Here is a 25982-nt window from a genome sequence, read left to right as displayed (position 1 = left end):
TGGTAGCTCTCGCGTCAACCGCCCCAGGCGGAGATGACCGAGACCGCCTGCCAGAGGGTCAGCCGGGGGTCACAGAAGCTGGTGTAGCGGTCGCCCACCTGGGCGAAGCCGCTCTCGTCGGCGACGCATTCGGTCACGTCGTCGGGTGTGGTCTCCAGATGGAGGCCGCCGGGGACGCCGTCCGCGCTCTCGACCGCGGTGACGAAGTCGCGGACCTCCTGCTGCAGGGCCGGCACCAGACGGGTCTTGTGACCCGACGGGGTGACCCGGGTGTTGCCGTGCATGGGGTCGCAGAGCCAGATGACGGGGTGTCCGGCGGATCTCACGGTCTCGACGAGCGGCGGCAGGGCGTAGGCGACCTGGTCGGCACCCATCCGGGAGATGAGGGTGAGCCTGCCGGGCTCGCGTTCGGGGTCGAGCCGCTCGCACAGGCCGAGCAGTTCGTCCTTGCTCATCTTCGGGCCCACCTTGCAGGCGACCGGGTTGGCGACCTCCGCCAGCAGGGCGACGTGCGCGCCGTCCACCTGCCGCGTCCGCTCGCCGATCCAGGGCCAGTGCGTGGAGCCGAGGATCAGCCTCCCTGACGCGTCCCTGCGGAGCATGGGAACCTCGTAGTCGAGCAGGAGCGCCTCGTGGCTGGTCCACACGGGCGGGTCTATCGGGGACCGGGCGGACGGTCCGCGCCAGCCGAGGTGCTCCATGATGTCGCTGGCCGCCATGTATCCGGTGAGGATCCGCAGCGGGTCGGGCTGCCTGCTCTCGGCGGTCGGCTCGGGGCCGTTGACCATGTGCCCCCGGTACGCCGGGAGGGTGAGGTCGCCGATCTTCTCGGTGGAGCTCGAGCGCGGCTTGCAGAACTGGCCGCCGATGCGGCCAGCCCTCAGCACGGGTTTGTGCGTGATCATCTTGAGCGCGCCGGCCAGCACGTCGAGGGCCGCGGACTTGCGGCTCACGTGCTCGGGCGTGCACTCCTCGGGGTTCTCCGCACAGTCGCCGGACTGCACGACCAGGGAGTTTCCTGCGGCGACCTCCGCCAGGAGGGCACGCAGGGCGCGTACGTCCGCCGGCCTGACGAGCGAGGGGCGGGAGGCGAGCACTTCCTTGACGCGCTGGACCTGCGAGACATCGCTCCACTCCGGCTGCTGCAGCGCGGCGCTCAGCCGGATGGCGGGCATCACGTCATCCACGGTTCTCCATGGGGGGTTGAGACTGGGGGGGCGAGGCGCTCTCGGCGCCGTCGTCGTCGCCCGGCCGGGGACGGCTGGGGGGTTGCCTTGCGGCCGCTGACGATCAAGCGGCGGATGTGACCTAGGTGGGGATTCCCTCACGCCTGATCTCGGGCACGGGGATGTTCAGCGCGCGCAGCTGCTCGAACGGGTTCATGAACTCGCGCTGCAGCTTGATCTTCCCGTTCTCCAGCTGGAAGGAGTGCAGGAAGTGGTTCCGGTAGTGGCCTTCGGGGTAGCCGGGGAAGCGGATGGCGCCCTCGCCGTCGCACTCCACCCAGAAGAAGTTCGGGTCGTCCGTCTCGAAGATCTGGATGTTGAACCAGACCCAGTCGGGGAAGCACTTCAGCGACCAGACGGCGTGCTCGCCGAGGCGGTCACGCCCGCGGATCGCGATCGGCTCCCCGGTGTCGTTGGTCCAGAGGCCGCCGACGCCGTCCTCGGTGAACAGCAGGTGCCGCCGCAGCCGATCCTCGCCTCTGGTGTTCATGTACTGCTCGACCGTCGCCCGGTTGATTTTCCGGAGTTCGGTCTCCGCGTCGCTTCCCGGAAAGTGAGTCGTCTCTGACACGATGAACCCTCCAACGAATGACGATTAATGGTGATATTTCACCCTGTGCCTTATCCGCAGAAGCACCTCCGTCGATTTCCGGTCACCCCGGAAAACCGCCCCGCACCAGGTTCGCCAGGCGTTCCCATTCCTCGGATCTCCTGAGCACGACGGCGCGGACGAGCGGCATGCAATGGGGCGGGACCGCCTCGGCGATCTCCTTCCACTGGGCCGGGCCCACCTCCGTCGCCAGGAGCATCCGCAGCAGCAGCCGCCCGGACTCGGTCGCCCGCAGAGACGGGTCCCGCGCGAGCTTGCGCAGCACGGACGCCGTTTCGACCGCCTCCCCCGCCGGGCATCCCGGCGGCCTCGGCTCGCCCCTGCGCCGGCTCTCCACGTGGGGGCGACGGGAGGACTGCGCCGCTCGCCGGACGACCCCGGTGCGCGGCGACGGCGTCCCGTCCTGGGCCTGCGCCGCCCCGCCGCCGGTCTCCTCCCGCGCGCGCAACCGGTCCGGGATCGGATCCTGCCCGCGGTCGAGTCGCTCGCGTACGTCCCGGACGGTCCCCAGCGAGAGCCCGGTCTTCCTGGACAGCTCGCGGAGGGAGATCTCCGAGTTGGCCGCCAGCAGGGCGGCCGCGCTGCGACGCCCCTCGACGCTGCTGATCGGCCGGGATTTCCCGTCCCTGCCGACGCGGCTGAACTGGACCTGCCCGCCGAGCCGCCGGCGCAGGCCGCCGACGGTCTTGGCGCTCAGTCCCGCGTTCTCGGCCACCATCCGGTCGGACCAGTGCGGATGGGAGGCGATGATCCGCCCGGCCGCCTCCTTCCGTTCGTCGAGCGTCAGCGGCAGTCCGTGGCCGACGTTCAGCCGGACCGACAGGACGAACGCGTCGGCCTCGCTTCCGTCGAAGAACCGGACGGCGATCTCGTTCCTGCCCTTCAGCACGGCGGCGCGCAACCGGTGCATGCCGTCGATGACCCGCATCGTCGGCCGGTGCACGAGGAGGGGATCGAGCGCGCGATCCATCTCCGCGAGCATCCGGACGTGCGCCGGGTCCTCACGTTGCTTCCGCGGCGACAGCGAGGACGCGAGATCGCGGACGGACACGATCTCCCACGGCAGGTGGCGCAGATCCGCCAGGTCGGGGAGGCGAGTGCCAAGTTCGCGATCGGTGTCGGCTGCGGTGTGAAGTGTCACTGCGGGGCCTTCCTATGAAGGAACAGGGGCAGGGGCGAATTCTTCACAGGAGCTCAACTGCGCTCAGCTTATGGTTCGGATGATTGCCATACCAGAGCAGAACGGGCACATTCATGACAAGTCATCCATAATTTGGATATCGGTCTGCCCGCCCACGGCGACGGGACCATGGAAATTCGTCGAGGTATCACAATCACGACATATAACGAAATGCACAGCACGGCATGACCAGCGTCACGGAACCGTACCTGCCTTAAGGGACGACCGTTTCGATAGGCGCCCGGAGAACCGGGCACGGGGCCCCGGGCAACCCGGCCGGCCCCTGGTGCACAGCTTTAAGCGACTCACCGGCCACCGATTTCGGACATCGTTCTCGATTTTCGGCATGGCGCGAAAGTATGAGCGGTCGATGCGAGGATAGGATGCACCTCGGGCGGCAACCGGCCGGTGCGCTTCACAGCCGGAGAGGTCACCCTGGGTGCCCCTCCCCGTCACGTTGGTTCAGGCGAACCGGCAACAATAATCAGTACGGGCACCGACGTCTCCTTGTCAAACGTGCGTTCTCCATCTCCCCACCTATACGACGAACCGCGACGGTGAAAGGTGACCGATGAACGACCAGGCCCAATTGGCCGAGCACTTCGACCGATCCCGCGGGCATCTGCGCGGAGTCGCGTTCCGCATGCTGGGCAGCGCGGACGAGGCCGACGACGCGGTGCAGGAGACCTGGCTGCGCGCCTGCCGTGCCGACTCCGCCTCCGTCGACAACCTGACCGCCTGGCTCACGACGATCACCGGGCGGGTCTGTCTCGACATGCTGCGCTCGCGCAGCCGCCGGCGTGAGGACTTCGCCGACCTGACCGAGCTCGACATGCTGGCCCCCCACGAGGAGACCGCCGACCCGGCGGACGAGGCGGTGCTCGCCGACTCCGTCGGTCTCGCGCTGCTCGTGGTCCTCGACACGCTCGGCCCGGCCGAGCGCGCCGCCTTCGTGCTGCACGACCTGTTCGCCGTGCCGTTCGACGAGATCGCCGTGATCGTGGAACGCACGCCGGCGGCCGCGAAGAAGCTGGCCAGCCGCGCCCGCCGCCGGGTGCACGACACGGCCGACGTCCCCTCCTCCGACCTGGTCAGGCAGCGTGTGGTGGTGGACGCCTTCCTGGCCGCCTCCCGGGCCGGCGACATCGACGCCCTGCTCGCGGTGCTGGCCCCCGACGTCGTACGCCGGGCCGACGCCGTCGCCCTGCGCGGGCAGGTCAGGGCGCAGGCGGAGATGCGGGGCGCACGCGCGGTCGCCGAGGAGACGCGCACCAACATCCGCAGGGCGCGCTTCGCCTGGCCCGCTCTCGTCAACGGCGCCGTGGGGGCGGTGGTCGCTCCGCACGGACGCCTCCAGCTCGTCATCGAGTTCGCCTTCTCCGGTGACCGCATCGCGTCCATCGACGTCATCGGTGACCCCGCGCGCCTCAAGGAGGTCCGGCTCGGGCTCGCCGACTGCGCGGCGGCGGTGGCCGAACCGTCCGTACGGCGCCAGTTCTCGGTGCAGAGCGCGTGACGCCCGACGACCGCCGGGAGGCATCGTGATCGTGAATCCACGGCTCGCCGTGCTCTACGTCAGCGACCAGAGCAGGACCCTGGAGTTCCTCACCGGGACGCTGGGCTTCGAGCTCGCGGCGGACGTCCCCCAGGGCGAGGGGCGCCGCTGGGTGGAGGTGCGCCCGCCGGGCGCGCAGACCTGTGTGGCCCTCGCCGCCGTCGAGCCCGAGATCCTGGAGGCGCTGGAGGCCCGCGCCGGACGGATGACCCACGGCTGGTTCGACTGCGACGACGTCGACGCCACCTGCCGGGACCTGCGGGGGCGGGGCGTGGAGATCGTCGTGGCGCCGCAGGCCACCCCGTGGCGGGAGGGGGGCCGGTGGGCGCAGATCCGCGGCCACGACGGCAACCTGTACGGGCTGACGCAGCGAGGCCACTGACCGCGGGCGGTACCAGGTGCGGCGTGGTACCAGGTGGTGATACCAGGTGCGGAATGGTACGGGCGCGGGTGGTAACTGCGGGTTTTCCTCAGTTGCACACCCCGCCCCCTCCGCTGTGCGGATCAGCCACCGTCGTTCCGCCGGACAGGGCGCACCTCGCAGCGCACCCGCGCTCTGGCCCTGGCGTCGATCACGTCCACCGCCTCCTCCGTGAGCCCGGTGACGGCGGCGATGTCGGTGTGCGCGAGCCCGAAGCCGTGGTGCAGCAGGAACACCGTCCGCTCGTCCTGGTCCAGCATGCCGAGGACGGCCGCCAGGGCCGCCGAGACCGACTCGGCCAGTTGCAGATCGGGCTCGCCCCGCAGCGGCTCCGGCAGCCAGGGGCCGATGTGCTCCTCGCCGTTGGCCTGCGCGACGCGCAGGCGCGTCAGCGCCAGCACGGTGACCAGTCCGATGAGCGCGTTCGGGAATCCCGCCGGCCGGTCGCCCTGACGGGCCAGCCAGCGGGTCCGGGTCTCCTCGACCACGCGCGCGGCCTCCCCGCCGTCGCCGAGCACGCTGCGCGCCACCGCGTGGAGCAGAGCGGCGTGTTCCTCGAACGCCTGGAACGCGTGGTCCGCTCCGGCCGGCCCATCCGGATGACGCTCCATGCGCTCTCCTCGTAGTCGTGGTCCGATCTCCGGACGCCGCCCACCGGGCCGCCAGCCGTACGTCGCCGCCCGTCGCCCGCCCTGCCGGACACCAGTACGCGCGGCGCCGCAAGCCCCGGCGACGCCCGATTCGACGATTTTCCTCATCGCCCGCAATTTACACCGGCGGAACCGCCACGCCCAGAATTCCTCCCCTCTCCTTTGCTCGGCTTCTCTTCGCCGGCGCCCCTTTGCCGACGGCCCCGGCGGTGCCCGCGGGCACGCCGGACCGCCTCTTTCTCATTAAGACGAACGCGACTCGCGGAATGTGACACGCGAACGCGCGGCGAATTGCCGCCGCAATGCGGATGTCACGTTCCGGCCCCCGGGATACGTCATTCTTTTGGCGGCACGAATCGGCGGAACCCCTCCGCTCGCCACCGTGCCGCCTCCCTGCCGCACAGCGAGGTGAACAACTGATGGTCTTCGTCCCGGACGCGTCCCACGCCGATCCGAGCGCATGGCGGATCGCCATGGACGCCAGCGAGGGAACGCTGTCGATGACGACGTCGAAGGGGCCTCGGCTCCTGCACGAACTGCCCTGTTTCCACGGTTCCTTCTATCTGAGCCCTCCCGGGCTGCTGGCGGGCTTCACGCTGCAGCTGCCGTTGCCGGTCTATCCGTCGTGGCTGCAGGAGGACGAGGCCCCCGTGCTCTTCTGGGAGTCGGTGGACCTCGAGACCGGCCACGCCCCCAACGAGGTCATGGGGAACGCCCGGCTTCGGCTCGGCAGGCGGGAGACCTCCGCGACCGTGTCCGCCCTGTGCACGGAGGTCCCGGTCGCCGGCACCGGCCGCTCCTACCTCAAGATCGTGCTGGAGACCGTGTTCCCCTCGGTGAGCCTGCGCTGGCCGGCCGAGGCGTGGCAGCGGCTGCGGCCGGTGACGCTCAAGCTGTTCACCGAGATCCGCCCGGCCGACCCGCCGGAGTCGCGGTGGCCGGTGCCGGAGCAGCGGGATCGCTGAACAGGACCATCGAACAGGGCCACTGAGCAGCCGGATGTGGTCCGGGCCGAATCGGCCCGGACCACATCGGCGCTCACGACAGGTCAGCGCGTCAGCGCACGGTCCTCCGGAAGAGCGTCCGGGGACGCGCCCGCCGGGAGCGCGGCCTGACCGTTCTCGCCGTGCGGGCCGCCGTTCGCGATCGGGATCTTCTCCCCTCCGTACGCCCTGGACATCCGCAGGCGCAGCCTGCCGATCGGCCCGCGCATGCCCTTGGGAGGCACGGCCTCGTCGTACGGCAGCACCGGCACCGGCTCCCGGCCGCGCAGGTGCGCCTCGATGTCCTCCGCCGGCCGCGAGTGGACCTCGACGTACCTGCCGTCCGGCAGCCGTTTGATCACCCCCGACTCCACGCCGTGCGTGAGCACCGCGACGTCGGAGCGCTGCAGCCCCAGGCAGATGCGGTAGGTGATCGCGTACGCCAGCACGGGCGCGACGAACACGAGGATCCGTCCGGCCCAGGTCGTCGTGTAGAGGCTGACGCGGAAGTTCGCGGAGATGATGTCGTTGCCGCCGAACAGCCACAGCACGCCGTAGAACGCGATGGCCGCCATGCCGATCGAGGTGCGGTGCGGGTTGTCGCGCGGCCGGTCCGCGAGGTGGTGCTCGCGGTGGTCACCGGTGATCCATCGTTCCAGGAACGGGTAGAGCGCCATCCCGACGACGATGATCCCCAGCGGCACCAGCGCGGGGATGACCACGCTGAGCGGGATCGTGCCGGCCTGGGAGGTGCCGAAGATGTTGAGCTCCCAGGCGGGCATGATGCGCAGCGCCCCTTCGAGGAAGGCCAGGTAGAAGTCGGGCTGCGAGCCGGCCGAGATGTCGGCGGGGCTGTACGGCCCGTACAACCAGACGGGGTTGATCTGCGCGAACGTGCCGAGACCGGCGATCACGGCGAACGTGAACAGGAAGAACGCCCCCGACTTCGCCATGAAGGCCGGGTAGAAGGGCGCGCCGACCACGTTGCGGTTGGTGCGTCCCTTGCCGGGGAACTGCGTGTGCTTCTGCACCCACATCAGGATCAGGTGCGCGGTGACCAGCGCCAGGATCAGGCCGGGCAGGAGCAGGATGTGGATCGAGTAGAAGCGGGAGATGACGTCCTCGCCCGGATACTCGCTCCCGAACAGGAAGAAGTTGAGGTAGGTGCCGACCACCGGCAGGCCGATGACCACCCCCTGGGTGACCCGGAGGCCGGCGCCGGACAGCAGGTCGTCGGGCAGGGAGTAGCCGGTCAGGCCCTCGAACAGCGCGACGGAGAGGATCACCACTCCGATGATCCAGTTGAGCTCGCGCGGCTTGCGGTAGGCGCCGGTGAAGAAGACCCGCAGGGCGTGCGCCATCATGCCGCCGATGAAGATCAGGGCGGCCCAGTGATGGATCTGCCGGATGAGCAGGCCGCCCCGGACCTCGAAGCTGATCTTCAGGGAGGACGCGTACGCCTCGGACATCGTCACCCCCTTGAGCGGGGCGTACGTGCCGTCGTAGACGATCTCCCCCATGCTCGGCTTGAACCAGAACGTCAGGAAGGTGCCCGTAAGCAGCAGGATGACGAACGAGTACAGCGCGATCTCGCCGAGAAGGAACGACCAGTGGTCGGGGAAGATCTTGCGCAGGTTGCGTCTCGCGAAGCCGCCCGCGCCCAGGCGGTCGTCCAGGAAGGTGGCCGGCCCGGCGATGCGTTCGGGCACGGTTCTCAGTTCACTCAAAGGTGGCCTCCGTTCTCCCTGGCCCGCGCCTCCGCGTCGCCGCGCTCCCAGTAGCTGGGACCGACCGGGGCGGCGAAGTCGCCGCGTGCGACGAGGTAGCCCTCCTCGTCGACGCCGACCGGCAACTGCGGCAGCGGCCGGGCGGCGGGGCCGAACACGACCCTGGCCCCGTCGGCGGCGTCGAAGGTGGACTGGTGACACGGGCACAGGATGTGGTGGGTGGTCTGCTCGTACAGCGCCGCGGGGCAGCCCACGTGCGTGCAGATCTTGGAGTAGGCGACGATCCCGTCGTGGGTCCAGTTCCGGTTAGTGCCGGCTTTCAGCTCCTCCGGACGGAACTTGACGAGGATCACCGTCGCCTTGGCGAGGACGTTCAGGTCGTGCTCGTAGCCCTGGGGGACGACCGACAGGATGCCTCCGGGCGAGTTGAAGTCGGCCGCGCGGATCGGCTGGCCGGTGCCCTCGACGACGAGGCGCAGCGGCTTGCCGTCCCTGGTCCGCTCCCCCCAGACCGTGTGCCGCAGCTTCCGGTGGAGCTGTGCGGCGGGCACGCCGGTGGTGTCGAGGTCGCGCAGCAGCACCAGCGGCGCCAGGCCCAGCGGCGCCGCCGCGAGCAGCAGCGTGCGGCGCAGCAGCCGGTGCCTGCCGATGCCGCTCTCCCCGGCGCCGCGCACGAACGTGGCCGCGACCTCGGCCCGCACGTCCTCGGGTGAGGCCATGGGGTGGCGCCGCTGGACCAGTTCGTACTTCGGCATGATCTGGCGCACCCAGATCACGATCCCCGAGGCCAGCGCCAGCAGCGCCAGCGTCAGCGTCCCGCCGAGGGCGACGTGCGAGGCGCCCGTCGCGCTCAGCCCGCCGGTCTGGAGCCGGACGTAGGTCACGAGGAAGGCCACGAGCGCGGCGAACGCGAGCAGGAAGCACAGCGCCGCGATCCGCTCCGCCCTGCGGGCCGTCCGTTCGTCCTGCGGAACGACGCCCGCGACGCCGGGGACGGCGGGAAAGTCCGGGTCCTCGAAGACCGGCCCCTTGAAGTCCGGGCCCTCGTCCGCCGCGCCCGGACGCCCGGACATGGGCGTGCCGGACAAGGGTGTGCCGGATAAAGGAGCCTCGGTCGAGGGGGTGCCGATGACACGGGCGGGCGTCCGCCGCTCCGGGCGCCCCTCAGGCCGCCCGTCCGGGCGTCCGGTCTCGTGCTCGTTGTCCGTCATGACGAAAGTCGCTTCTCTCGCGGCCCGTCAGCCCGCGGCGCGGACGGGCCTGGGTCTTCCGGGTCGCCGGCCCTCGACGCCCCCGAGCTTGTCCTGGTTGGCGATGATCCAGATGCGCGTGACGCGGTCGGCGGCGAGGTCGACGTCGACCACGATCACCGCGATCGGCTCGTCCCCCGCGGTGATGAGCGCCGCGGGCCCGCCGTTGACGTCCACGACGGATCCGCTCCCGATGTCGTCCCCGATGTCGTCACGGGCGTCGCCGGTGGCGGCGACCGCGGCGCCGTCCGGGCGCAGGACCCTGCGCAGGCCGCGGACGAGCAGGCGACCGACCTTCTCCGCGCCCTCGACCCGGTTCCTGGCCACGCCGCGGCGGCCGTTCCCGTCGATGCACAAGGTGACCTCGGGGGCGAGCAGGTCGAGCAGCGCCCGCAGGTCGCCGCCCAGGCAGGCGGCCAGGAAGCGCTCCGTCACCCGCCTGCGGACGTCGCGGTCCTGCCGGAACCGGGGCCGCCGCTCCCGCACGTGCGAGCGGGCGCGACGGGCGAGCTGCCGGACCGCGGCCTCGGACCGGCCGACCATCACCGCGATGTCGGCGAAGGAGAACTCGAACGCCTCGCGGAGCACGAACACGACCCGCTCCAGCGGGGAGAGAGTCTCCATCACCACGAGCATGGCCACGGAGACCGAGTCGGCGATCTCCGCGCCGTCCTCGATCGCGGGCGCGGTCGGCAGCGGCTCGGGCAGCCACTGCCCGACGTACGCCTCCCTGCGGGCCTTCGCCCACCGCAGCCGGTCGAGGGCGAGCCTCGTCGTGACCTGGACGAGGAAGGACCGGGGGTCGGCGATCCTGGCGTGGTCGACGCGGTCCCACCGCAGCCACGCCTCCTGGACGACGTCCTCGGCGTCGCTCACGCTGCCCAGCACCCGGTACGCCACCCCGAAGAGCAGCTCACGGCTGCTCTCGAAACTGGCGACCGGTGCGGGCTGCCCCTCGGTCACCGCGGGCATCTGGCCTCCTTGTCTCCGCCTCCCCTATAGAGACGCGCCGGAGGCACGAGACGTGACACGGGCGGCACGGGGCGCGAGACCGCCGGAGAGGCCGCCACGCAGGGGGACTTCCCGCGTATTGCCCTTTTCGTGATCTGCGCCACTCTTGACCTTCCAACACAGCCAGGTATAAACACATACGAAACAACATCGAAACGGCGGTGAACCAACACGATGTACGCCGAGGAGCGGCAGCAGGACATCCTGCGGGCGGCCCGGGACGCCGGCCGGGTCGACGTGGTGACGCTGGCCGAGCGGTTCGGCGTCACCACGGAGACGATCCGCCGCGACCTGACCGCCCTGGAGCGCGCGGGCGTCCTGCGGCGCGTGCACGGCGGCGCCATCCCGGTCGAGCGCCTGGGGTTCGAGCCCGCCCTGGCCGCCAGGGACGAGGTGATGACGGCCGAGAAGGAACGCATCGCCAAAGCCGCCCTGGCCGAGCTTCCGCAGGACGGCGCCGTGGTCCTCGACGCGGGCTCCACGACGAGCCGGCTCGTGCAGGCGCTGCCGCCGGACCGCGAGCTCACCGTCGTCGTGAACTCGCCCCCACTGGCCACGATGCTGGCGAGCCGCCCCAACCTGACCGTGCTCATGCTGGGCGGCCGGGTGCGCGGCCGGACGCTGGCGACCGTGGAGGACTGGGCCATCCAGCAGTTGGCGCAGCTCAACGTGGACGTCGCCTTCATGGCGACCAACGGCTGCTCGGTGGCCAAGGGCCTGACGACCCCCGACCCGGCCGAGGCGGCGATCAAACGAGCGATGATCGCCTGCGCCGACCGCGCCGTCCTGCTGGCCGACCACACGAAGTTCTCCGCCACCTACCTGGCGCGCTTCGCGACGCTCCGCGAGATCGACGTCGTCATCACCGACGCCGGGATCGACCCCGACCTCGCCGCCGCGCTGGCCGCCGCCGGGCCGGAGGTGGTGCGCGCGTGATCCTCACGCTGACCCTGAACCCCAGCCTCGACCGCACGATCGAGGTCGGCGCGCTCACCCGCGGCGCGGTCATCCGCGCCGCCGCCACCCACCTCGACCCCGGCGGCAAGGGCGTCAACGTCTCCCGCGCCCTGCTGGCCAACGACGTGCGGTCGTGCGCGGTCATCCCGTACGGCGGCAGCGAGGGGCGCCGACTCCTCGACCTGCTCTCCGAGGAGGGCATCGACATGGTCCCCGTGCCGGTCGAAGGCCCCACCAGGTCGAACGTCGCCATCGCCGAGCCGGACGGCACCGTCACCAAGGTGAACGAGCCGGGCACCGCGCTGACCCCCGCCGAGCTGGACACGCTGGCGGGCGCGGTGCTCGACGCCGCCCGGTCGGCCGACTGGGTGGTCGCCTCGGGCAGCCTCCCGCCGGGCGTCCCGGTCGACGTGTACGCCGGGCTGGGCCGCCGCTTCGCCGACGCCGGTATCAACCTCGCGGTCGACACCAGCGGTCCCGCCCTCGTGTCCGCCGTGAACGCCGGCCCGGCCCTGGTCAAGCCCAACCGCGACGAGCTCGCCGAGGCCACCGGCACGTCGATCGCCCATGTCGGCGACGTGCTCGACGCCGTCGGCAAGCTGCGCGCGATGGGCGCGCGATCCGTCCTGACCAGCCTCGGCGCCGACGGCGCGCTGCTGGTCGAGGACGACGACCGGGTCTGGTACGGCGAATGCGCGGTCGAGGAGCCGCGCAGCAGCGTGGGCGCGGGCGACGCGCTGCTGGCGGGCTTCCTCGCCGCCGGGGCCCGCGGCGGGACGGCCCTCGCCGAGGGCCTCGCCTGGGCCGGGGCGGCCGTGGGCCTGCCCGGCAGCCGGATGCCCGGCCCGGCCGACATCGATCGCACCCACGTCCGGATCGGCCCACCCGACCCGGCCCGGCCGCTCTCCCCCTACTGACCGCGCCCACCGAACCCCGCGCCTACTGAATCGGCCCGCTGAATCGACCCTGCCGACCCGCCCGCTCCGCTCGCTCTCCCCCTGCTGATCCACTCTCTTCGCCCGCCTGCCCGGGGACGGCGGCGACCCGAGAACCCCCAGCCGGCCCGCCAGGCCGGTCGCCCGGAAGGAGCCTTTCCATGGCCACGCCTTATACCCCCACCGTCCACGGCACCGGTGTGCGGGCCACGATCCAGCGTTTCGGCGGCCATCTCGCCGGGATGATCATGCCGAACATCGGCGCCTTCATCGCCTGGGGCCTCATCACCGCCCTGTTCATCCCGACCGGGTGGATACCGAACAAGACCCTCGCCGAGCTGGTCGGCCCGATCATCGGCACCCTCCTCCCCGTGCTCATCGGCTACACCGGCGGGCGGATGGTCCACGCCCAGCGCGGCGCGGTCGTCGGCGCCGTCGCGACGATGGGCGTCGTCGTCGGGGCGGACGTCCCGATGTTCCTCGGCGCGATGGTCATCGGCCCCCTGGCCGCGCTGGTCCTCAAGTACGCCGACCGGTTCACCGCCGAGCGGACCCGGGCCGGCTTCGAGATGCTGGTCGACAACTTCACCGCCGGCATCGTCGGCGCGGTCATGGCGATCGCCGGCGTGCTCGCCATCGGCCCGGTCGTGGAGAAGGTCACCGAGGTCGCGGGTGACGGCGTGTCGTGGCTCGTCTCCCACTCGCTCCTGCCGATCGCGTCGGTCATCATCGAGCCGGCCAAGGTGCTGTTCCTCAACAACGCGATCAACCACGGCGTGCTCGGGCCGCTGGGCGTCGCGGAGTCGGTCAAGCACGGCAAGTCGATCCTGTTCATGCTGGAGTCCAACCCCGGCCCGGGCCTTGGCCTGCTGATCGCCTACCTGCTGTTCGGCCCGAGGTCCCTGCGTCCGAGCACCCCGGCCGCCATGATCATCCACTTCTTCGGCGGCATCCACGAGATCTACTTCCCGTACGTGCTGATGAAGCCGCGCCTGATCCTCGCGGTGATCGCCGGTGGCGCCTCGGGTGTGCTCACCTTCCTGGTCACCGGGGCGGGCCTGGTCGCGACACCGTCGCCGGGCAGCATCTTCGCCTACATGGCGGTGACCCCGAAGGGCGGCTGGTTCGGGGTGATCGCCGGGATCGTGATCGCGACGGCCGTCTCCTTCGCCGTGGCCGCCGCCCTGCTGGGCTTCGGCCGCGCCAACGGCGACCAGGCGGACGACATCGACGGCACGAGCACCGAGAAGCACGACCCAAGCAGCAGCGAGACGGCGGCCGAGAGCGTGCCCGCCACCAAGGAGGCGTAGAACGTGTCCAGCATCCAGGGCAAGGACGTCCGCAAGCTCGTCGTGGCGTGCGACGCGGGCATGGGCAGCAGCGTCATGCTGGCGAGCACCCTGCGCAGGCAGCTCAAGGGCACCGAGGTCACCGTGGAGCACACCCCGGTCAACTCGATCCCCGGGGACGCCGACGTGATCGTCTGCCACGCCGGGCTGGCCGACCGGGCCAGGGCGAGCGCCCCCGGGGTCGCGCTCGTGCCGTTCCAGGTCTTCATCGGCGACCCGGCCGTGACGCGGGTCGTCGACGCCATCAAGAGCGGGGGCACGATCGATGGCTGACCGGGCCACGGCCCCGCTCCCCCTCGACCCCCGCGCCGTACGGACGGCCGCGGCCGCCACGGACCTCGAGGACGCCATCCGGCAGTGCGGAGCGGTGCTCCAGGAGGTCGGCGCGGTGGACGGGACCTACGCCGAGGCCATGCTCGAACGCGAGCGGTCGATCTCGACGTACGTCGGCGAGGGCGTCGCCATCCCCCACGGCACGCTGGAGTCGAAGGAGGCGGTCCGCCACGACGCCCTCTGCGTGCTGCGCTTCCCGGAGGGCGTCGACTGGCACGGCGAGCGCGTGACGGTGTGCGTCGGCATCGCCGCACACGGGGGCGGCCACATGCGGCTGCTGTCGTCACTCGCCCGGATCCTGCTCGACCCGGACCGCGCCGCGGCCCTGCGCGCGGCCACCGAGGTCGACGAGGTCATCGGCCTGCTGCGGCCCGACGAAGAGGAGGACCCGGAGTGAAAGTCGCCCGATTCCACGCGCCCGGAGACATCCGGCTGGAGGAGGTGCCCGAGCCCGTCGCCCGCCCCGGCGAGATCAAGATCCGCGTGCGCGCCTGCTCGACGTGCGGCACGGACGTGAAGATCCACCGGTTCGGGCACCACCACATCAGGCCGCCCCGGGTGATGGGCCACGAGATCGCCGGAGAGATCGCGGAGCTCGGCGAGGGCGTCACCGGCTGGAGCCCGGGCGACCGGGTGCAGGTGATCGCCGCCATCCCCTGCGGCGAGTGCGAGGAGTGCCGCCGGGGCCACCTCACGGTCTGCCCCAACCAGGAGTCGATGGGCTACCACTACGACGGCGGCTTCGCGCAGTTCATGGTCGTGCCGGCCAAGGTGCTCGCCGTGGACGGGCTCAACCGCGTCCCCGACGGGGTGGGGTTCGCCGAGGCGTCCCTCGCCGAGCCGCTCGCCTGCGTGCTCAACGGGCAGGAACTGGCCCGCGTCGGCGAGGGCGACGACGTGGTAGTCGTCGGCTCGGGTCCGATCGGCTGCCTGCACGTGCGGCTCGCCCGCGCCCGCGGCGCGGCCCGGGTGTTCCTCGCCGACCTGAACGCCGAGCGCCTCGCCATGGCCGCCGGCCTCGTACGGCCGGACGCGGCGATCTGCTCGGGAGAGACCGACGTCGTGGACGAGGTGCTCAAGCTGACCGGAGGCCGGGGCGCCGACGTGGTGATCACCGCGGCGGCCTCCGGGGCGGCCCAGCAGCAGGCGCTGCAGATGGCCGCGCGGCAGGGCCGGATCAGCTTCTTCGGCGGGCTGCCGAAGGACGATCCGATCATCGCCTGCGACTCCAACCTCGTGCACTACCGGGAGCTGACCATCGTCGGCGCGAACGGGTCGAGCCCGGCGCACAACGCCCGCGCCCTGCGGCTCATCGCCGAGGGCGCGGTGCCGGTCGCCGACCTGATCACCCGTCGCCTCGGCCTCGACGAGGTCATGGACGCCATCGACGTCGTCGCCCGCGGCGCCGCCATCAAGGTCACGATCGAACCCTGAGGCGAGCCCTGGAAGACCGCGACGCAGGAGAGGACGGTGACGACACGCGGGGCCCGCACGGGGCGCATGACGTCGACCCACGCCGTGCGGCGTGACACCTGGTGGTTTCTCCTCCCCTCCGGCCCGCACGCCCGCCCCGCCGGGAGGTCCTCGCAGGCGCCGGTGACCGACGTGCTCCCCTTCGGGGAGACTGGGGACGCGGAGGGAGGAGCGGCGGATGGCGGCATCGAGAGGGCGGACAGCGGACCCCGGCAGGCACGCGGGCGAGCGGGAGGAGGCCCGGTACGTCCGGCGGCGACCGGCTCCCCCGCTGCGCCCGCTGGTCGCGTGGTACAGCGGCTACCGCGACGCGGGCGTCCCGCCCGGGACGCATCGCGGCCTGCCCTCGCCGTACCTGACCATGATCGTCACACTGGACGACCCGCTCGTCGTCGCAGCGCATCCCGATCCCCGCACCCCGGCGGGGACGTACGACACGCTGGTGGGCGGGTTGCACACCGCTCCGGCGATCGTCACGCACGACGGGCGGCAGTCGGGGGTCCAGCTCGCGCTCACGCCGCTCGGCGCGCGGGCCCTGCTCGGGGTGCCGGCCGGGGAGCTGTCCGGGCTCGACCTGGACGGCGCCGACGTCCTCGGCGCCCTGGCGGGCGAACTGCGCGAGCGCCTGCTGGGGGCGCCCGGCTGGGACGACCGCTTCGCGGCCCTCGACGCGGTCCTGTCCCGGCACACCCGCCCCACCCGGGAGCGGCCGCCGGAGGTGACCCTGGCGTGGCGGCGGATGCTGGCCGCCGGCGGCCGGGTCACCGTGTCCGATCTCGCCCGCGAGGCGGGCTGGAGCGCCCGGCACCTCAACAGCCGGTTCCGGGAGGAGATCGGCCTGTCCCCCAAGGAGGCGGCGCGGGTCGTCCGGTTCGACCGGGTCCGCCGCCTGCTGCAGAACGCGGCGGCGTCCGGACGGCGGCTCGCGCTGGCCGACGCGGCGGCCGAGTGCGGGTTCTACGACCAGGCGCACCTCGCCCGCGAGTTCCGGAGCCTCGCCGGATGCTCCCCGAGCCGGTGGCTGGCCGAAGAGGGGGCGCCGTTCCGATACGTCCAAGCCCCGGACGAGGACGGACGGCCAGACTCGGCGGCATGAACGACACCACACCAGCACCTCAGGTATGGCCCACGCTGCGGGCCAGGGACGCCCGCGCGCTGATCGCCTTCCTCGTCGAGGCCTTCGGCTTCGAGGAGACCGCCGTGTACGGCGAGGGCGACCACGTCGGCCACGCCCAGCTCTCCTGGCCGCCCGGCGGGGGGATCATGCTGGGCAGCGTCCGCGAGACACCGGACGACAAGTGGACCCTCACCCCCGGCACGTTCGGCGCGTACGTCGTGACCGACGACGTCGACGGGCTGTACGCGCGGGCGACCGCCGCGGGGGCGCGCGTCGTCCGGGAGCCGTCCGACACCGACTACGGGTCCCGCGAGTTCACGGTCCGCGACCCGGAGGACAACCTCTGGTCGTTCGGCACCTACCGCGGCGAGCCGCGCGTGAAGGGCTGACCACCCTCCGCCGCCCCGCCGGGCAGCGCCCGGCGGGGCCGGACCGATCTCCATCCCCGTGAATACCCCGCCGAAAACCGGATAGGGAGGCATTGACAAGGACTAACAGTTCAAACGTGATCTGAGAGGAGCCGTCCCATGACGGACGTGTCGAGCAAGGGACCGGAGCCCGGAGACGAGCGCCCGGTGCTGACCAACCGTCAAGGGCACCCGGTCTACGACAACCAGAACCAGCGGACGGTCGGCGCACGCGGCCCGGCCACCCTCGAGAACTACCAGTTCCTGGAGAAGATCAGCCACTTCGACCGGGAGCGCATCCCGGAGCGGGTGGTGCACGCGCGCGGCGCCACGTCGTACGGCTTCTTCGAGGCGTACGGCATGTGGGGCGACGAGCCGATCGCCCGGTTCACGAGGGCGAAGCTGTTCCAGGAGGCCGGCAAGCGCACCGACGTGGCCGTGCGGTTCTCGACGGTGATCGGGGGGCGGGACTCGTCGGAGGCCGCCCGCGACCCGCGCGGGTTCGCGGTAAAGTTCTACACCGAGGACGGCAACTGGGACCTCGTCGGCAACAACCTCGCGGTGTTCTTCATCCGCGACGCCATCAAGTTCCCCGACGTGATCCACGCACTCAAGCCCGACCCGGTGACGTTCCGGCAGGAGCCGAACCGCATCTTCGACTTCATGTCGCAGACGCCCGAGGCCATGCACATGCTGGTCAACCTGTTCAGCCCGCGGGGCATCCCGTCGGACTACCGGCACATGCAGGGATTCGGGGTCAACACGTACAAGTGGGTGAACGCCGACGGCGAGACCCACCTCGTGAAGTATCACTGGATGCCCAAGCAGGGGGTCCGGAGCATGACGGCCGAGGACGCCGCCCGCGTCCAGGCCCACGAGCTGGGACACGCGACCAAGGACCTCCGCGAGGCGATCGACTGCGGCGACCACCCGGAGTGGGAGCTGCTCGTCCAGATGATGAGCGACGAGGAGCACCCCGAGCTGGACTTCGACCCGCTGGACGACACCAAGGTCTGGCCGGAGGAGCTCTTCCCGGCCAAGCCCGTCGGCCGCATGGTCCTCGACCGCAACGTGAGCAACAACTTCGCGGAGAACGAGCAGATCTCCTTCGGCACCGGCGTCCTGGTCGACGGGCTGGACTTCTCCGACGACAAGATGCTCGTGGGCCGCACGTTCTCCTACAGCGACACCCAGCGCTACCGCGTCGGGCCGAACTACCTGCAGCTGCCGGTCAACCAGGCCAAGAACGCCAACGTGCGGACGAACCAGCGCGACGGCCTCATGACCTATCAGCAGGACCAGGCGGGCGAGAACCCGCACGTCAACTACGAGCCCTCGATCACCGGCGGGCTGCGCGAGGCGCGGTTCCCGACGCACGACGAGCAGGGCCCGGAGATCGCCGGCAGGCTCACCCGCAAGCGCATCCCGCGGACCAACGACTACAAGCAGGCGGGCGAGCGCTACCTGCTCATGGAGCAGTGGGAGCGCGACGACCTGGTGGAGAACCTCGTCGGGCAGCTGTCGCAGTGCGTGCGCCCCATCCAGGAGCGCATGGTCTGGCACTTCCTGCTGGTCGAGGACGACCTCGGGCTGCGCGTCGGCGAGGGCCTCGGCATCACGCCGGACGACGTCCAGCACCTGGAGCCGCTGGCGAGCCAGGACCTGACCGACGAGGACAGGCAGCGCCTGTCCGCCCTCGGCAAGAACGGCCCGCGCGACGTCTCCGGTCTGAAGATGACGCACTGCGTCCCGGACGAGCGGGCCGAGGTGCCCGCGATGTGACACCCGTGAGGTGGGGGCCCGGCTCGGCATCCCGAGCCGGGCCCCGGCATGTCGGCGACCTCGAAGGTCGCTACCCTACGGGGAGGCCGAGAATGTCGAGGAGTGTGCGATCGTGGGCGTTGCTGGTGCTTTTTTCCAGGCGTACGGCGAGCAACCCGCCGGAATCTGGCACGCGCCCGGCAGGGTGAACCTGATCGGCGAGCACACCGACTACAACGACGGCTTCGTGCTGCCGTTCGCGGTGCCGTGGGGCGTCACCGCGGCCGTGCGTCCCCGCGAGGACCTCACGGTCCGGATCGCCTCCCTCCAGATGCCCGGCGAGGAGCAGGCGCTGGACGACCTCGACCGGGCCGCGGGCTGGGCGCGCTACCCCGCCGGGGTGGTCCAGGTGATGCGCGGCGCCGGCCTGCCGGTCCGCGGCGCGGACATCATGATCGACGGCGACGTGCCCACGGGCGCCGGGCTGTCGTCCAGCGCCGCGCTGGAGGTGTCGGTCGGGCTCGCCCTGAGCGATCTGTACGGCCTGGGCCTGGAGCCGATGGAGCTGGCCAAGCTGTGCCAGAAGGCCGAGAACGACTTCGTCGGCATGCCCTGCGGGATCATGGACCAGGCGGCCTCCGCGCTCGGCCGGGAAGGGCACGCGCTGTTCCTCGACTGCCGCTCGCTGGCGAGCCGCGCCGTTCCGTTCGACCTGTCGGCGTACGGCCTGCAGATCCTCATCATCGACACCGGCGTCCACCACGAACTGGCCGACGGGCAGTACGCGAAGCGGCGCCAGGACTGCGAGAACGCGGCCAAGCACCTCGGCGTCGCGTCGCTGCGGGACGTGACCGACCTCGCCGGGGCGCTGTCCCGGCTGAGCGGCGACGAACGGGCCCGCACCCAGCACGTCGTCACCGAGAACCACCGGGTGGAGGCCGTCATCGGGCTGCTGCGCGCGGGAGCCGTACAGGAGATCGGCGCGCTGCTGAACGCCTCACACCTGTCGCTGCGGGACCAGTACCAGGTCTCCTGCCCCGAGCTGGACGTGGCGGTCGAGAGCGCGGTCCGGGGCGGCGCACGGGGGGCGCGGATGACCGGCGGCGGCTTCGGCGGCTCGGCCATCGCGCTCGTCGCCGACGACCGGGTGGACCGGGTGCGCACGACGGTCGAACGCGCCTACGCCGAACGCGGCTGGGCCCCGCCCACGTTCCTGCCCGCCACCCCCTCCCCCGGCGCCCACCGCGTCCACTGAGCGCACCGGCCGCCTCAGACCTCCAGGGCCGCCAGCCCGTCACGCACCCGTACGGTCGCCGGGTGGTCGTTCCCGTAGCGGAAGCACAGGTCGTCGTACAGCTCGGCGAACGTGTGGCGGGCGGCGGCGAGGTCCCCGGTCTTCTTCTGCAGTTCGCCTATCTGCCTGCGCAACTCCAGCGTCCGCTGGTCGCCGGCCGGACGAACACGCCGTTGGTCCGCGAGAAGGTCGTGCAGAAGGCGGAGCGCCAGGTCGCCGTCGTCGTTCCGCTCGTGGCAGGCGGCCTCCTGCAGGCGGCACTGGAACGTCCGCTCGTCGTCGGGTCCGTGACGGCGGGCCAGGTCGAGGGCGAGCCCGTTGAAGGCGGCGGCGGCCCGCCGGTGATCGCCGCCTTCGAAGAGGGCGTTCGCCAGCTGGGTGCGCAGATCCAGCACCTCGGGGTCGTCGGCGCCGTACGCCCGGCTCGCCGGTTCCGTCACCGACGCCAGCATCGTGGCCGCCTCCTCGTACCGCGAATGGCGAAGCAGGGACATCGCCTCGCGGCGGACCCGCTCCAGCTCCTCCCGGCTCGGCCCGCCGTCGTCCGCGGGGACGCTCGGGACCACCTCCGGTGCGGCGGCCACACCGGGAGACAGGAGAACCCGGCTGACGGCGTGGGCGTACATGCGCGTGGCGCTCGGCCCGGCGGTCGTGATCCCGGGCAGGTGGCCCACCCCCGTCACGTAGGCCATCAGCCGATCGTGCACCAGGGCGGCGCTCTCCGGCCGGTCCTCGGCGCGTTTCGCCACCAGTGACGCGATGATCTCGTCGAGCTCGCGCGGCACGTCCGGGCGGCAAGACCGCACGGCGGGAGGCGCGACGTTGACGTGCTGCTCCTGCACCTCGAACTCGGTAAGTCCCGCGAACAGCGGCTTACCGGTGAGGAGCTCGTACAGGACGCACCCGAGCGCGTAGAGGTCGCTCCGCGGTGTCACCGTGCCCGCGCGGATCTGCTCCGGCGGGCTGTACGACACGGTGCCGAGCACCTGGCCGGTCTGCGTGAGCTTCGACGCGCCGGGGTCGTGCAGCATGGCGAGGCCGAAGTCGAGAACCTTCACCGTGCCGTCGCGCCGGACCATCAGGTTGGCCGGCTTCAGATCCCGATGCAGGATCCCCTGTTCGTGGGCCGCGCCGAGCACCGCGGCGATCTGGGCGCCGACCGCGGCGGCCCACCCGACGGGCAGCGGCCCGTGCTCCGCGACGACGTCGTCGAGCGTGACGCCCTCGACGAACTCCATCACGAGGAACAGCCTGCGCCCGGCCGCCGGGTCCTCGAACGCCCCGAGGTCGTGGACGGCGGGTGCGCCCGGGTGGTTCAGCCGCGCCATGACCTGGGCCTCGCGGCCGAACCGGCGCTCCATCTCGGGGTCGGGCCGGTCGTCGGGGAAGCGAATCAGCTTGATCGCCACACGGCGGTCCAGGACCTTGTCCTGGCCGCCCCACACCGTGCCCATGGCGCCCCTGCCGAGATGCACGGGGTCCAGCTCGTACCGGCCGAGGATCACCGTACGGTCAGGCACGACGCCTCCGAGTGCGACGGAAAGATCGACGCCAGGAATCTACTCCGCCTGCCGGCCGCTCGTGTCGTCACCGACCTTCCGGAGGCAGCCACAGGTCGGGGCCGAGCCGGTGCAGGCGCTCGCGGCAGCCCTCGTAGCCGGGCAGCACCCGCTCGACCAGCCGCCAGAACTCCGCGCCGTGGTCGTGCCGCACCAGGTGGGCCAGCTCGTGGACGAGCACGTAGTCGATGAGCGTCGGCGGCAGTTGCATCGTCGCCCAGTGGATGTTGACCTTGCCGTCCGGTGAGCACGACCCCCACCGGTAGCCCAGCGGCAGCACCCGCAGCCCGATCACCTCGACGCCCGTCCGCTCGGCCCAGGGCCGGACGCGCCGCCTGAGCCACGGCTCGCCGGCCCGCTGATACCAGCGGACCAGCTCCCGGGCTCCCCCGCCCCGGCCCAGCTCCAGCCGCCCGCGGATCAGCCGCACCTCGCGGCCCGGCTCGACGATCCGCAGCCGGTACGACCGCCCGAGGTACGGGAATCCCTCGCCGTCGACATACTGCCGGGCCGGGCGGGCCTCGCCCAGTTCGCGCCGCTCGGCAAGCTTGCCGTACAACCAGGACCGTTTGGCCTCGACCACCTTGACCAGCTCGGCCCTGGACACCTGCGGGGAGACGACCGCGGTGACCGAGGCGTCCCGCTCGACGGTGAGCCGTACGGTCCTGCGTCGCGGGCTCACCGACACGGCGATGTCGAGGTCGCCGACCCGCAGGACGCCGGGGAAGTCACTCACGGGCATCAGCATGCCAGGTCAGGGCTTGGCGATCCGCCGCTGGTTGTGCCTGATCACGTCGAGCAGCTGGGACGAGATCTTCTTGAGGTCGTCCTCATCGCAGCCCTCGGCCTCGAACAACAGCCCCGAGATGCGCCGCCGCAACTTCTCCTGGTCGGTGCGCTTGGCCTGCTTCCAGAAGTCGGTGCGGTGGACGGTCTCGACCGCCAGCGCGTACACCTTCCTGGTCACGTCCACCAGGGCGGTGTCCTGCGCGTCGTCGGCGGAGGTGGCGGTCTCGCCGAGCAGCACGCCGTAGAGGGCGGTCTCCACGTCGCCGAGCCCGTGCGGGTTCTCCGGCCGCTCCTCGACGATCTCGGTGAGCAGCCCCTGCAACGCGCGCACCTGCGCCTCGATGTCGTCGGCGAGCTCCTCCAGGATCTTCTTCAGCCGCTCGCTGAGCAGTTGGTAGCGGTGCGGGTCCTCGCCGGCGTGCACGGAGATGTGGTGGCGGATGGCGTGCTCCATCTCGGACGCCTTCGCGCGCGGGCCGGGCAGCTTGTCGACCTTCTCCGCGAAGTCGGGCGCGGTGAGCGCGACCGGAGGCAGCGTCTGCTCGATGCCGAGCGACACCACGTGGTCGTCGATCAGCTCGCGGATCTTCTCGCCGTACGCCGAGGGGTTGAACTCGCCGCCATCCACCCGGTAGCGGCGTACGGCGGTCACCTTGACCACCGTGAAGTGCTTGGCATCGGGCAGGAAGGGCTTGGCCGCGGGGTCGGGCAGCACCGCGTTGACGGTCTTGAGGAACCGTGCCAGCTCGACGGCGAACTTGTCGCGCAGCTCGTCGTCGGCGAGAAGCTGGACGCAGCTCTCGACGTCGTCGGCGTCCACGCCCCGCTCGGAGAACAGCATGCGCAGCCGGGTCCGCCGCGGCTCCAGCTTGTGGATCTCGTCCTGCGGGTCACGCATGGCGTTCTCGACGTCGGCCGCGTCGTCGCTGTCGTAGTCCTCCCGGGCGTAGAGGCGCAACGCCTGCAGCAGGTTCTCCGCGACGCCGTGATAGTCGACGACGTAACCGAAGTCCTTGCCGTCGGACGTCCGGTTCACGCGGGCGACCGCCTGCAGGAGCTCGGCCTCCTTCAGCCCCCGGTCCAGATACAGGACCTGCTCGATCGGCGCGTCGAACCCCGTCAGCAGCATCGCCTGCACGATGACGAACCCGATCTCCGACTCATCGTAGGGCTGGGTGAAGCCGGCGATGCGGGCTTTCCGCTTCACCGGGTCCGTCCACTCGGCCAGCTGCTGCTCGCGCTCGGAGTTGCCCTCGGAGATGACGGGCACGAAGTCGATCCGCTTGAGCAGGTCGAGCTGGCGCGAGGCTCTGACCAGGTAGGCCTCGCGCCTGCGCAACCCGTCTACCTCGTCCGGCGGCGTCGCCAGCACCTTCGGCGGCAGCCGTTCGATCTCCCCCACCAGCTCGTCCCGCGCGGCGAGCAACGCCTCCCGGTAGCGCACGGTCGCCTCCCGGTCCTCGGCGACGACCTGCGCCTTGAAGCGCTCGGGCAGGATCTTCTCGACGTAGTGCCGCAGGATGTTCTTGGCCTTGGCCGCGATCATCTGCTCGGCGGCCGAGACCTTCCCCTTGGTGGCGTAGCGCCGCTGGAGCTGCTCGCGCTCCTCGTCGGTCAGGCCTTCGAAGTCCTCTTCGAAGATGTCGTCGAGCTCCCGGCCGTCGCGGACGGCGCCGCGAACCGTCCGCACCTCGTAGACGATCGGCACGATCACGCCGTCGTCCTCGGCGTCCTTGAGCCGATATTTGTCGATGAACGGGCCGAACAGATCCACGCTGGTCTTGCGCTGGCTGTTCCTGGTCATGATGGGGGTCCCGGTGAACCCGATGCGGGCGGCGTTGGGCAGCGCCTCCCGCAGGTTCGCGCCCAGCGTGGCGCTGTGCGAGCGGTGCGCCTCGTCGATCAGGACGACGATCGACTCATCGGTGTTCAGTTCGCCGAGCGGGGTGCCCGCGGCCATGCCGGTGCCGCCGCTGCCGGTGTCCTGGTTCTTCTGGATCATCACGAAGACCACGCCGGGACCGTGCTTGCGCAGGGCCGCCTGCGCCTTGGCACCGCTCGTCGCCACGTCCAGGTGCTCACCGGCGAGCTCCATGATCTCGCTGAGCTGCCCCTGGAGCTGGGTGCGGTCGGTGACCACCACCACCTTGGCGTCCGCGAGGGCCGGAGTCGCGCGCAGTCTGCGTACCAGGAAGGTCATGGTGAGGCTCTTGCCGGAGCCCTGGGTGTGCCAGATGATCCCGCCGCGCTGGTCCTGCCGGCCGTGCCGCAGCCGCGTCTTGCCGGTCAGCAGCCGCTCGACGGTCTTGGCGACCGCGCGGTACTGCTGGTAGCGCGGCGCCGCCTTGATCTTCGCGCCCCGCTCCGTGGTCATGAAGGTCACGAAGTTGTGCACGATGTCGAGCAGCCTGGCCTTGTCGAGCACCGCTCCGGCCAGGATCTCCTGACGGCTCAGCGTGTCCTCCGGCTTGCCCAGACCCGCCGCGAGCTGCCTGGCCGTGAGCGGGTACGGATCACGCCACGGCACGTAGTGCTGCTCCGTCGCGGTGAACGTGCCGAGCTTCGCCTCCTCGCCACTGGTGACGACGGTGAGCTGCACGGTGTGGAACAGCTTCTGGTTTCCGGTGCGGATGTCGGTGCGGCGCTGCTCGGCGTAGTCGCGGATCTGGTTCACCGCGCCGGTCAGGTCGATGACCTTGGGCTGCTTGCACTCGACGACGACCAGCGGGATGCCGTTCACGAACAGCACCAGGTCGGGCACGACCGAGTTGCCCTGCGATCCGGGGATGTCGACCCGGAACTGGTTGACGACCGTGAAGTCGTTCTTCTCGGGGTGCTCCCAGTCGATGTAGTGCACGCGGCGGCCCTTGCCGCCCTCCCAGCCGGGCACGCCCTCCACGATGTGGCCGTTGATCAGCAGCTCGGTCGCCTTCTCGTTGGCTTCCAGCAGGCTGCTCGCCGGGAGGCGGGTGAGCTGGTTGACCGCGCTGGAGATCCGCGCCTCGTCGAGCCAGGGCTGCCCCTCGGCGTCGAGGTTGATCTCCGCGATGGCGGTCCGGAGCACGTCTTCGAGGATCACCTCGCTGAAGGAGGCACGGCCCGACCGGTACGGCAGGGTGGGAACGACCGCCTCCGGCGGAGCGCCTTCGAGGTGCCGCCACCCCATCCCCTTGAGCTGCTCGATCAGCGGTCGCTCGACTAACGCGTACTCCAGATCAGCCACACGAACCCCTCGCCGCCCGCTCGTTGCGCGAATCTTCGACGCCGAAGCTAACCGATCTACCCAACCACGACAATATTTGACGTGAGCCGAATTCACAGCGTTAGACAAGTGAGACCTGGAGGTGTAAGCCGTTCCCTCCAGCCGCCGAGGAGGACCCACGTCAAGCGACTAC

The 25982-nt window shown here is 71.2% G+C and carries 23 protein-coding genes; 13 read left to right on the top strand and 10 right to left on the bottom strand.

The annotated features are described in order from the left end of the window. Nucleotides 1–14: 14 nt before the first annotated feature. From Mam01_RS00375 to Mam01_RS00365, 3 genes are all read right to left on the bottom strand, one after another. The gene (locus Mam01_RS00375) at nucleotides 15–1187 is read right to left on the bottom strand and encodes a 3-deoxy-7-phosphoheptulonate synthase (RefSeq protein ID WP_204283241.1); all 1173 of its coding nucleotides are present in this window, start codon (nucleotides 1185–1187) and stop codon (nucleotides 15–17) included. Nucleotides 1188–1308: 121 nt separating this feature from the next. After that, nucleotides 1309–1797 (bottom strand): PhzA/PhzB family protein, encoded by a 489-nt coding sequence (locus tag Mam01_RS00370; protein WP_204283240.1) that lies wholly within the window; start codon nucleotides 1795–1797, stop codon nucleotides 1309–1311. Nucleotides 1798–1879: 82 nt separating this feature from the next. Further along, nucleotides 1880–2977, bottom strand: coding sequence for a ParB/RepB/Spo0J family partition protein (locus Mam01_RS00365; protein ID WP_204283239.1), 1098 nt, complete (start codon nucleotides 2975–2977; stop codon nucleotides 1880–1882). A gap of 610 nt (nucleotides 2978–3587) precedes the next feature. Here Mam01_RS00365 and Mam01_RS00360 point away from each other — a divergent pair. Continuing rightward, nucleotides 3588–4532: a sigma-70 family RNA polymerase sigma factor gene (locus tag Mam01_RS00360; protein WP_204283238.1), complete on the top strand. Its 945-nt coding sequence runs from the start codon at nucleotides 3588–3590 to the stop codon at nucleotides 4530–4532. A gap of 25 nt (nucleotides 4533–4557) precedes the next feature. Next, nucleotides 4558–4953 carry a VOC family protein gene (locus Mam01_RS00355; protein ID WP_191910417.1) on the top strand — a complete coding sequence of 132 codons (396 nt, stop codon included), beginning with the start codon at nucleotides 4558–4560 and terminating at the stop codon, nucleotides 4951–4953. Between the two features lie 122 nt (nucleotides 4954–5075). Here the strand turns inward: Mam01_RS00355 and Mam01_RS00350 are convergent, their stop codons facing one another. Further along, nucleotides 5076–5603, bottom strand: a complete 528-nt coding sequence (locus Mam01_RS00350) for a sigma factor-like helix-turn-helix DNA-binding protein (protein WP_150939077.1) — start codon at nucleotides 5601–5603, stop codon at nucleotides 5076–5078. 458 nt (nucleotides 5604–6061) lie between these two features. Here Mam01_RS00350 and Mam01_RS00345 point away from each other — a divergent pair, with 458 nt between their 5' ends. Then, nucleotides 6062–6607, top strand: a complete 546-nt coding sequence (locus Mam01_RS00345; RefSeq protein WP_204283237.1) for a hypothetical protein — start codon at nucleotides 6062–6064, stop codon at nucleotides 6605–6607. Nucleotides 6608–6690: 83 nt separating this feature from the next. Here Mam01_RS00345 and qcrB read toward each other — a convergent pair whose 3' ends face one another. From qcrB to sigJ, 3 genes are read right to left on the bottom strand one after another with little or no spacing between them, the layout of a single operon-like run. Continuing rightward, nucleotides 6691–8352: a cytochrome bc1 complex cytochrome b subunit gene (gene qcrB / locus Mam01_RS00340; RefSeq protein WP_204283236.1), complete on the bottom strand. Its 1662-nt coding sequence runs from the start codon at nucleotides 8350–8352 to the stop codon at nucleotides 6691–6693. Continuing rightward, nucleotides 8349–9563 (bottom strand): cytochrome bc1 complex Rieske iron-sulfur subunit, encoded by a 1215-nt coding sequence (qcrA, locus tag Mam01_RS00335; RefSeq protein WP_204283234.1) that lies wholly within the window; start codon nucleotides 9561–9563, stop codon nucleotides 8349–8351. The genes qcrB and qcrA overlap by 4 nt, the downstream gene beginning before the upstream one ends. A gap of 27 nt (nucleotides 9564–9590) precedes the next feature. After that, on the bottom strand, nucleotides 9591–10574 hold the full coding sequence (gene sigJ / locus Mam01_RS00330; RefSeq protein ID WP_204283233.1) for an RNA polymerase sigma factor SigJ: 984 nt from the start codon (nucleotides 10572–10574) through the stop codon (nucleotides 9591–9593). A gap of 213 nt (nucleotides 10575–10787) precedes the next feature. Here sigJ and Mam01_RS00325 point away from each other — a divergent pair, with 213 nt between their 5' ends. The 10 genes from Mam01_RS00325 to galK all read left to right on the top strand — a co-directional run bounded on the left by Mam01_RS00325 (nucleotide 10788) and on the right by galK (nucleotide 20200). After that, the gene (locus Mam01_RS00325) at nucleotides 10788–11549 is read left to right on the top strand and encodes a DeoR/GlpR family DNA-binding transcription regulator (RefSeq protein WP_204283231.1); all 762 of its coding nucleotides are present in this window, start codon (nucleotides 10788–10790) and stop codon (nucleotides 11547–11549) included. After that, nucleotides 11546–12487 carry a 1-phosphofructokinase gene (gene pfkB / locus Mam01_RS00320; RefSeq protein ID WP_204283229.1) on the top strand — a complete coding sequence of 314 codons (942 nt, stop codon included), beginning with the start codon at nucleotides 11546–11548 and terminating at the stop codon, nucleotides 12485–12487. The genes Mam01_RS00325 and pfkB overlap by 4 nt, the downstream gene beginning before the upstream one ends. A 179-nt stretch (nucleotides 12488–12666) precedes the next feature. After that, on the top strand, nucleotides 12667–13815 hold the full coding sequence (mtlA, locus tag Mam01_RS00315) for a mannitol-specific PTS transporter subunit IIC (protein ID WP_204283227.1): 1149 nt from the start codon (nucleotides 12667–12669) through the stop codon (nucleotides 13813–13815). Nucleotides 13816–13818: 3 nt separating this feature from the next. Further along, a complete protein-coding gene (locus tag Mam01_RS00310; protein ID WP_204283225.1) occupies nucleotides 13819–14127 on the top strand; it encodes a PTS sugar transporter subunit IIBC family protein in 309 nt (102 codons plus the stop codon). Further along, entirely contained in the window at nucleotides 14120–14584 is a 465-nt protein-coding gene (locus Mam01_RS00305; protein WP_204283223.1) for a PTS mannitol transporter subunit IIA, read from the top strand. The genes Mam01_RS00310 and Mam01_RS00305 overlap by 8 nt, the downstream gene beginning before the upstream one ends. Beyond that, a complete protein-coding gene (locus Mam01_RS00300) occupies nucleotides 14581–15621 on the top strand; it encodes a zinc-dependent dehydrogenase (protein WP_204283221.1) in 1041 nt (346 codons plus the stop codon). Before Mam01_RS00305 ends, Mam01_RS00300 begins: the two co-directional genes overlap by 4 nt. 217 nt (nucleotides 15622–15838) lie before the next feature. After that, nucleotides 15839–16756, top strand: a complete 918-nt coding sequence (locus tag Mam01_RS00295; RefSeq protein ID WP_204283219.1) for a helix-turn-helix domain-containing protein — start codon at nucleotides 15839–15841, stop codon at nucleotides 16754–16756. Further along, nucleotides 16753–17166 carry a VOC family protein gene (locus Mam01_RS00290; protein ID WP_204283218.1) on the top strand — a complete coding sequence of 138 codons (414 nt, stop codon included), beginning with the start codon at nucleotides 16753–16755 and terminating at the stop codon, nucleotides 17164–17166. The genes Mam01_RS00295 and Mam01_RS00290 overlap by 4 nt, the downstream gene beginning before the upstream one ends. 138 nt (nucleotides 17167–17304) lie before the next feature. Further along, nucleotides 17305–18966 (top strand): catalase, encoded by a 1662-nt coding sequence (locus tag Mam01_RS00285; RefSeq protein WP_204283216.1) that lies wholly within the window; start codon nucleotides 17305–17307, stop codon nucleotides 18964–18966. Nucleotides 18967–19078: 112 nt separating this feature from the next. Then, nucleotides 19079–20200, top strand: a complete 1122-nt coding sequence (gene galK, locus Mam01_RS00280; RefSeq protein WP_204283214.1) for a galactokinase — start codon at nucleotides 19079–19081, stop codon at nucleotides 20198–20200. Nucleotides 20201–20214: 14 nt separating this feature from the next. Here the strand turns inward: galK and Mam01_RS00275 are convergent, their stop codons facing one another. From Mam01_RS00275 to Mam01_RS00265, 3 genes are all read right to left on the bottom strand, one after another. Then, entirely contained in the window at nucleotides 20215–21759 is a 1545-nt protein-coding gene (locus Mam01_RS00275) for a serine/threonine-protein kinase (protein ID WP_204283212.1), read from the bottom strand. A 67-nt stretch (nucleotides 21760–21826) separates the two neighbouring features. After that, nucleotides 21827–22534 (bottom strand): M48 family metallopeptidase, encoded by a 708-nt coding sequence (locus Mam01_RS00270; protein WP_204283210.1) that lies wholly within the window; start codon nucleotides 22532–22534, stop codon nucleotides 21827–21829. An 18-nt stretch (nucleotides 22535–22552) separates the two neighbouring features. Next, a complete protein-coding gene (locus Mam01_RS00265) occupies nucleotides 22553–25810 on the bottom strand; it encodes a type I restriction endonuclease subunit R (RefSeq protein ID WP_204283208.1) in 3258 nt (1085 codons plus the stop codon). Nucleotides 25811–25982 lie beyond the last annotated feature (172 nt).

Source organism: Microbispora amethystogenes, from assembly GCF_016863015.1.
Classification (GTDB): domain Bacteria; phylum Actinomycetota; class Actinomycetes; order Streptosporangiales; family Streptosporangiaceae; genus Microbispora; species Microbispora amethystogenes.
Note: the sequence above shows the minus strand (reverse complement) of the source record. Positions and strands in the feature narration are given on the sequence as shown.

Coding starts and splice junctions, on each gene's coding strand:
- Mam01_RS00360 (WP_204283238.1), top strand. CDS start 3,588: ATGAACGACCAGGCCCAATTGGCCGAGCACTTCGACCGATCCCGCGGG.
- Mam01_RS00350 (WP_150939077.1), bottom strand. CDS start 5,603: ATGGAGCGTCATCCGGATGGGCCGGCCGGAGCGGACCACGCGTTCCAG.
- Mam01_RS00345 (WP_204283237.1), top strand. CDS start 6,062: ATGGTCTTCGTCCCGGACGCGTCCCACGCCGATCCGAGCGCATGGCGG.
- qcrA (WP_204283234.1), bottom strand. CDS start 9,563: ATGACGGACAACGAGCACGAGACCGGACGCCCGGACGGGCGGCCTGAG.
- sigJ (WP_204283233.1), bottom strand. CDS start 10,574: ATGCCCGCGGTGACCGAGGGGCAGCCCGCACCGGTCGCCAGTTTCGAG.
- Mam01_RS00325 (WP_204283231.1), top strand. CDS start 10,788: ATGTACGCCGAGGAGCGGCAGCAGGACATCCTGCGGGCGGCCCGGGAC.
- mtlA (WP_204283227.1), top strand. CDS start 12,667: ATGGCCACGCCTTATACCCCCACCGTCCACGGCACCGGTGTGCGGGCC.
- Mam01_RS00305 (WP_204283223.1), top strand. CDS start 14,120: ATGGCTGACCGGGCCACGGCCCCGCTCCCCCTCGACCCCCGCGCCGTA.
- Mam01_RS00295 (WP_204283219.1), top strand. CDS start 15,839: ATGGCGGCATCGAGAGGGCGGACAGCGGACCCCGGCAGGCACGCGGGC.
- Mam01_RS00290 (WP_204283218.1), top strand. CDS start 16,753: ATGAACGACACCACACCAGCACCTCAGGTATGGCCCACGCTGCGGGCC.
- Mam01_RS00285 (WP_204283216.1), top strand. CDS start 17,305: ATGACGGACGTGTCGAGCAAGGGACCGGAGCCCGGAGACGAGCGCCCG.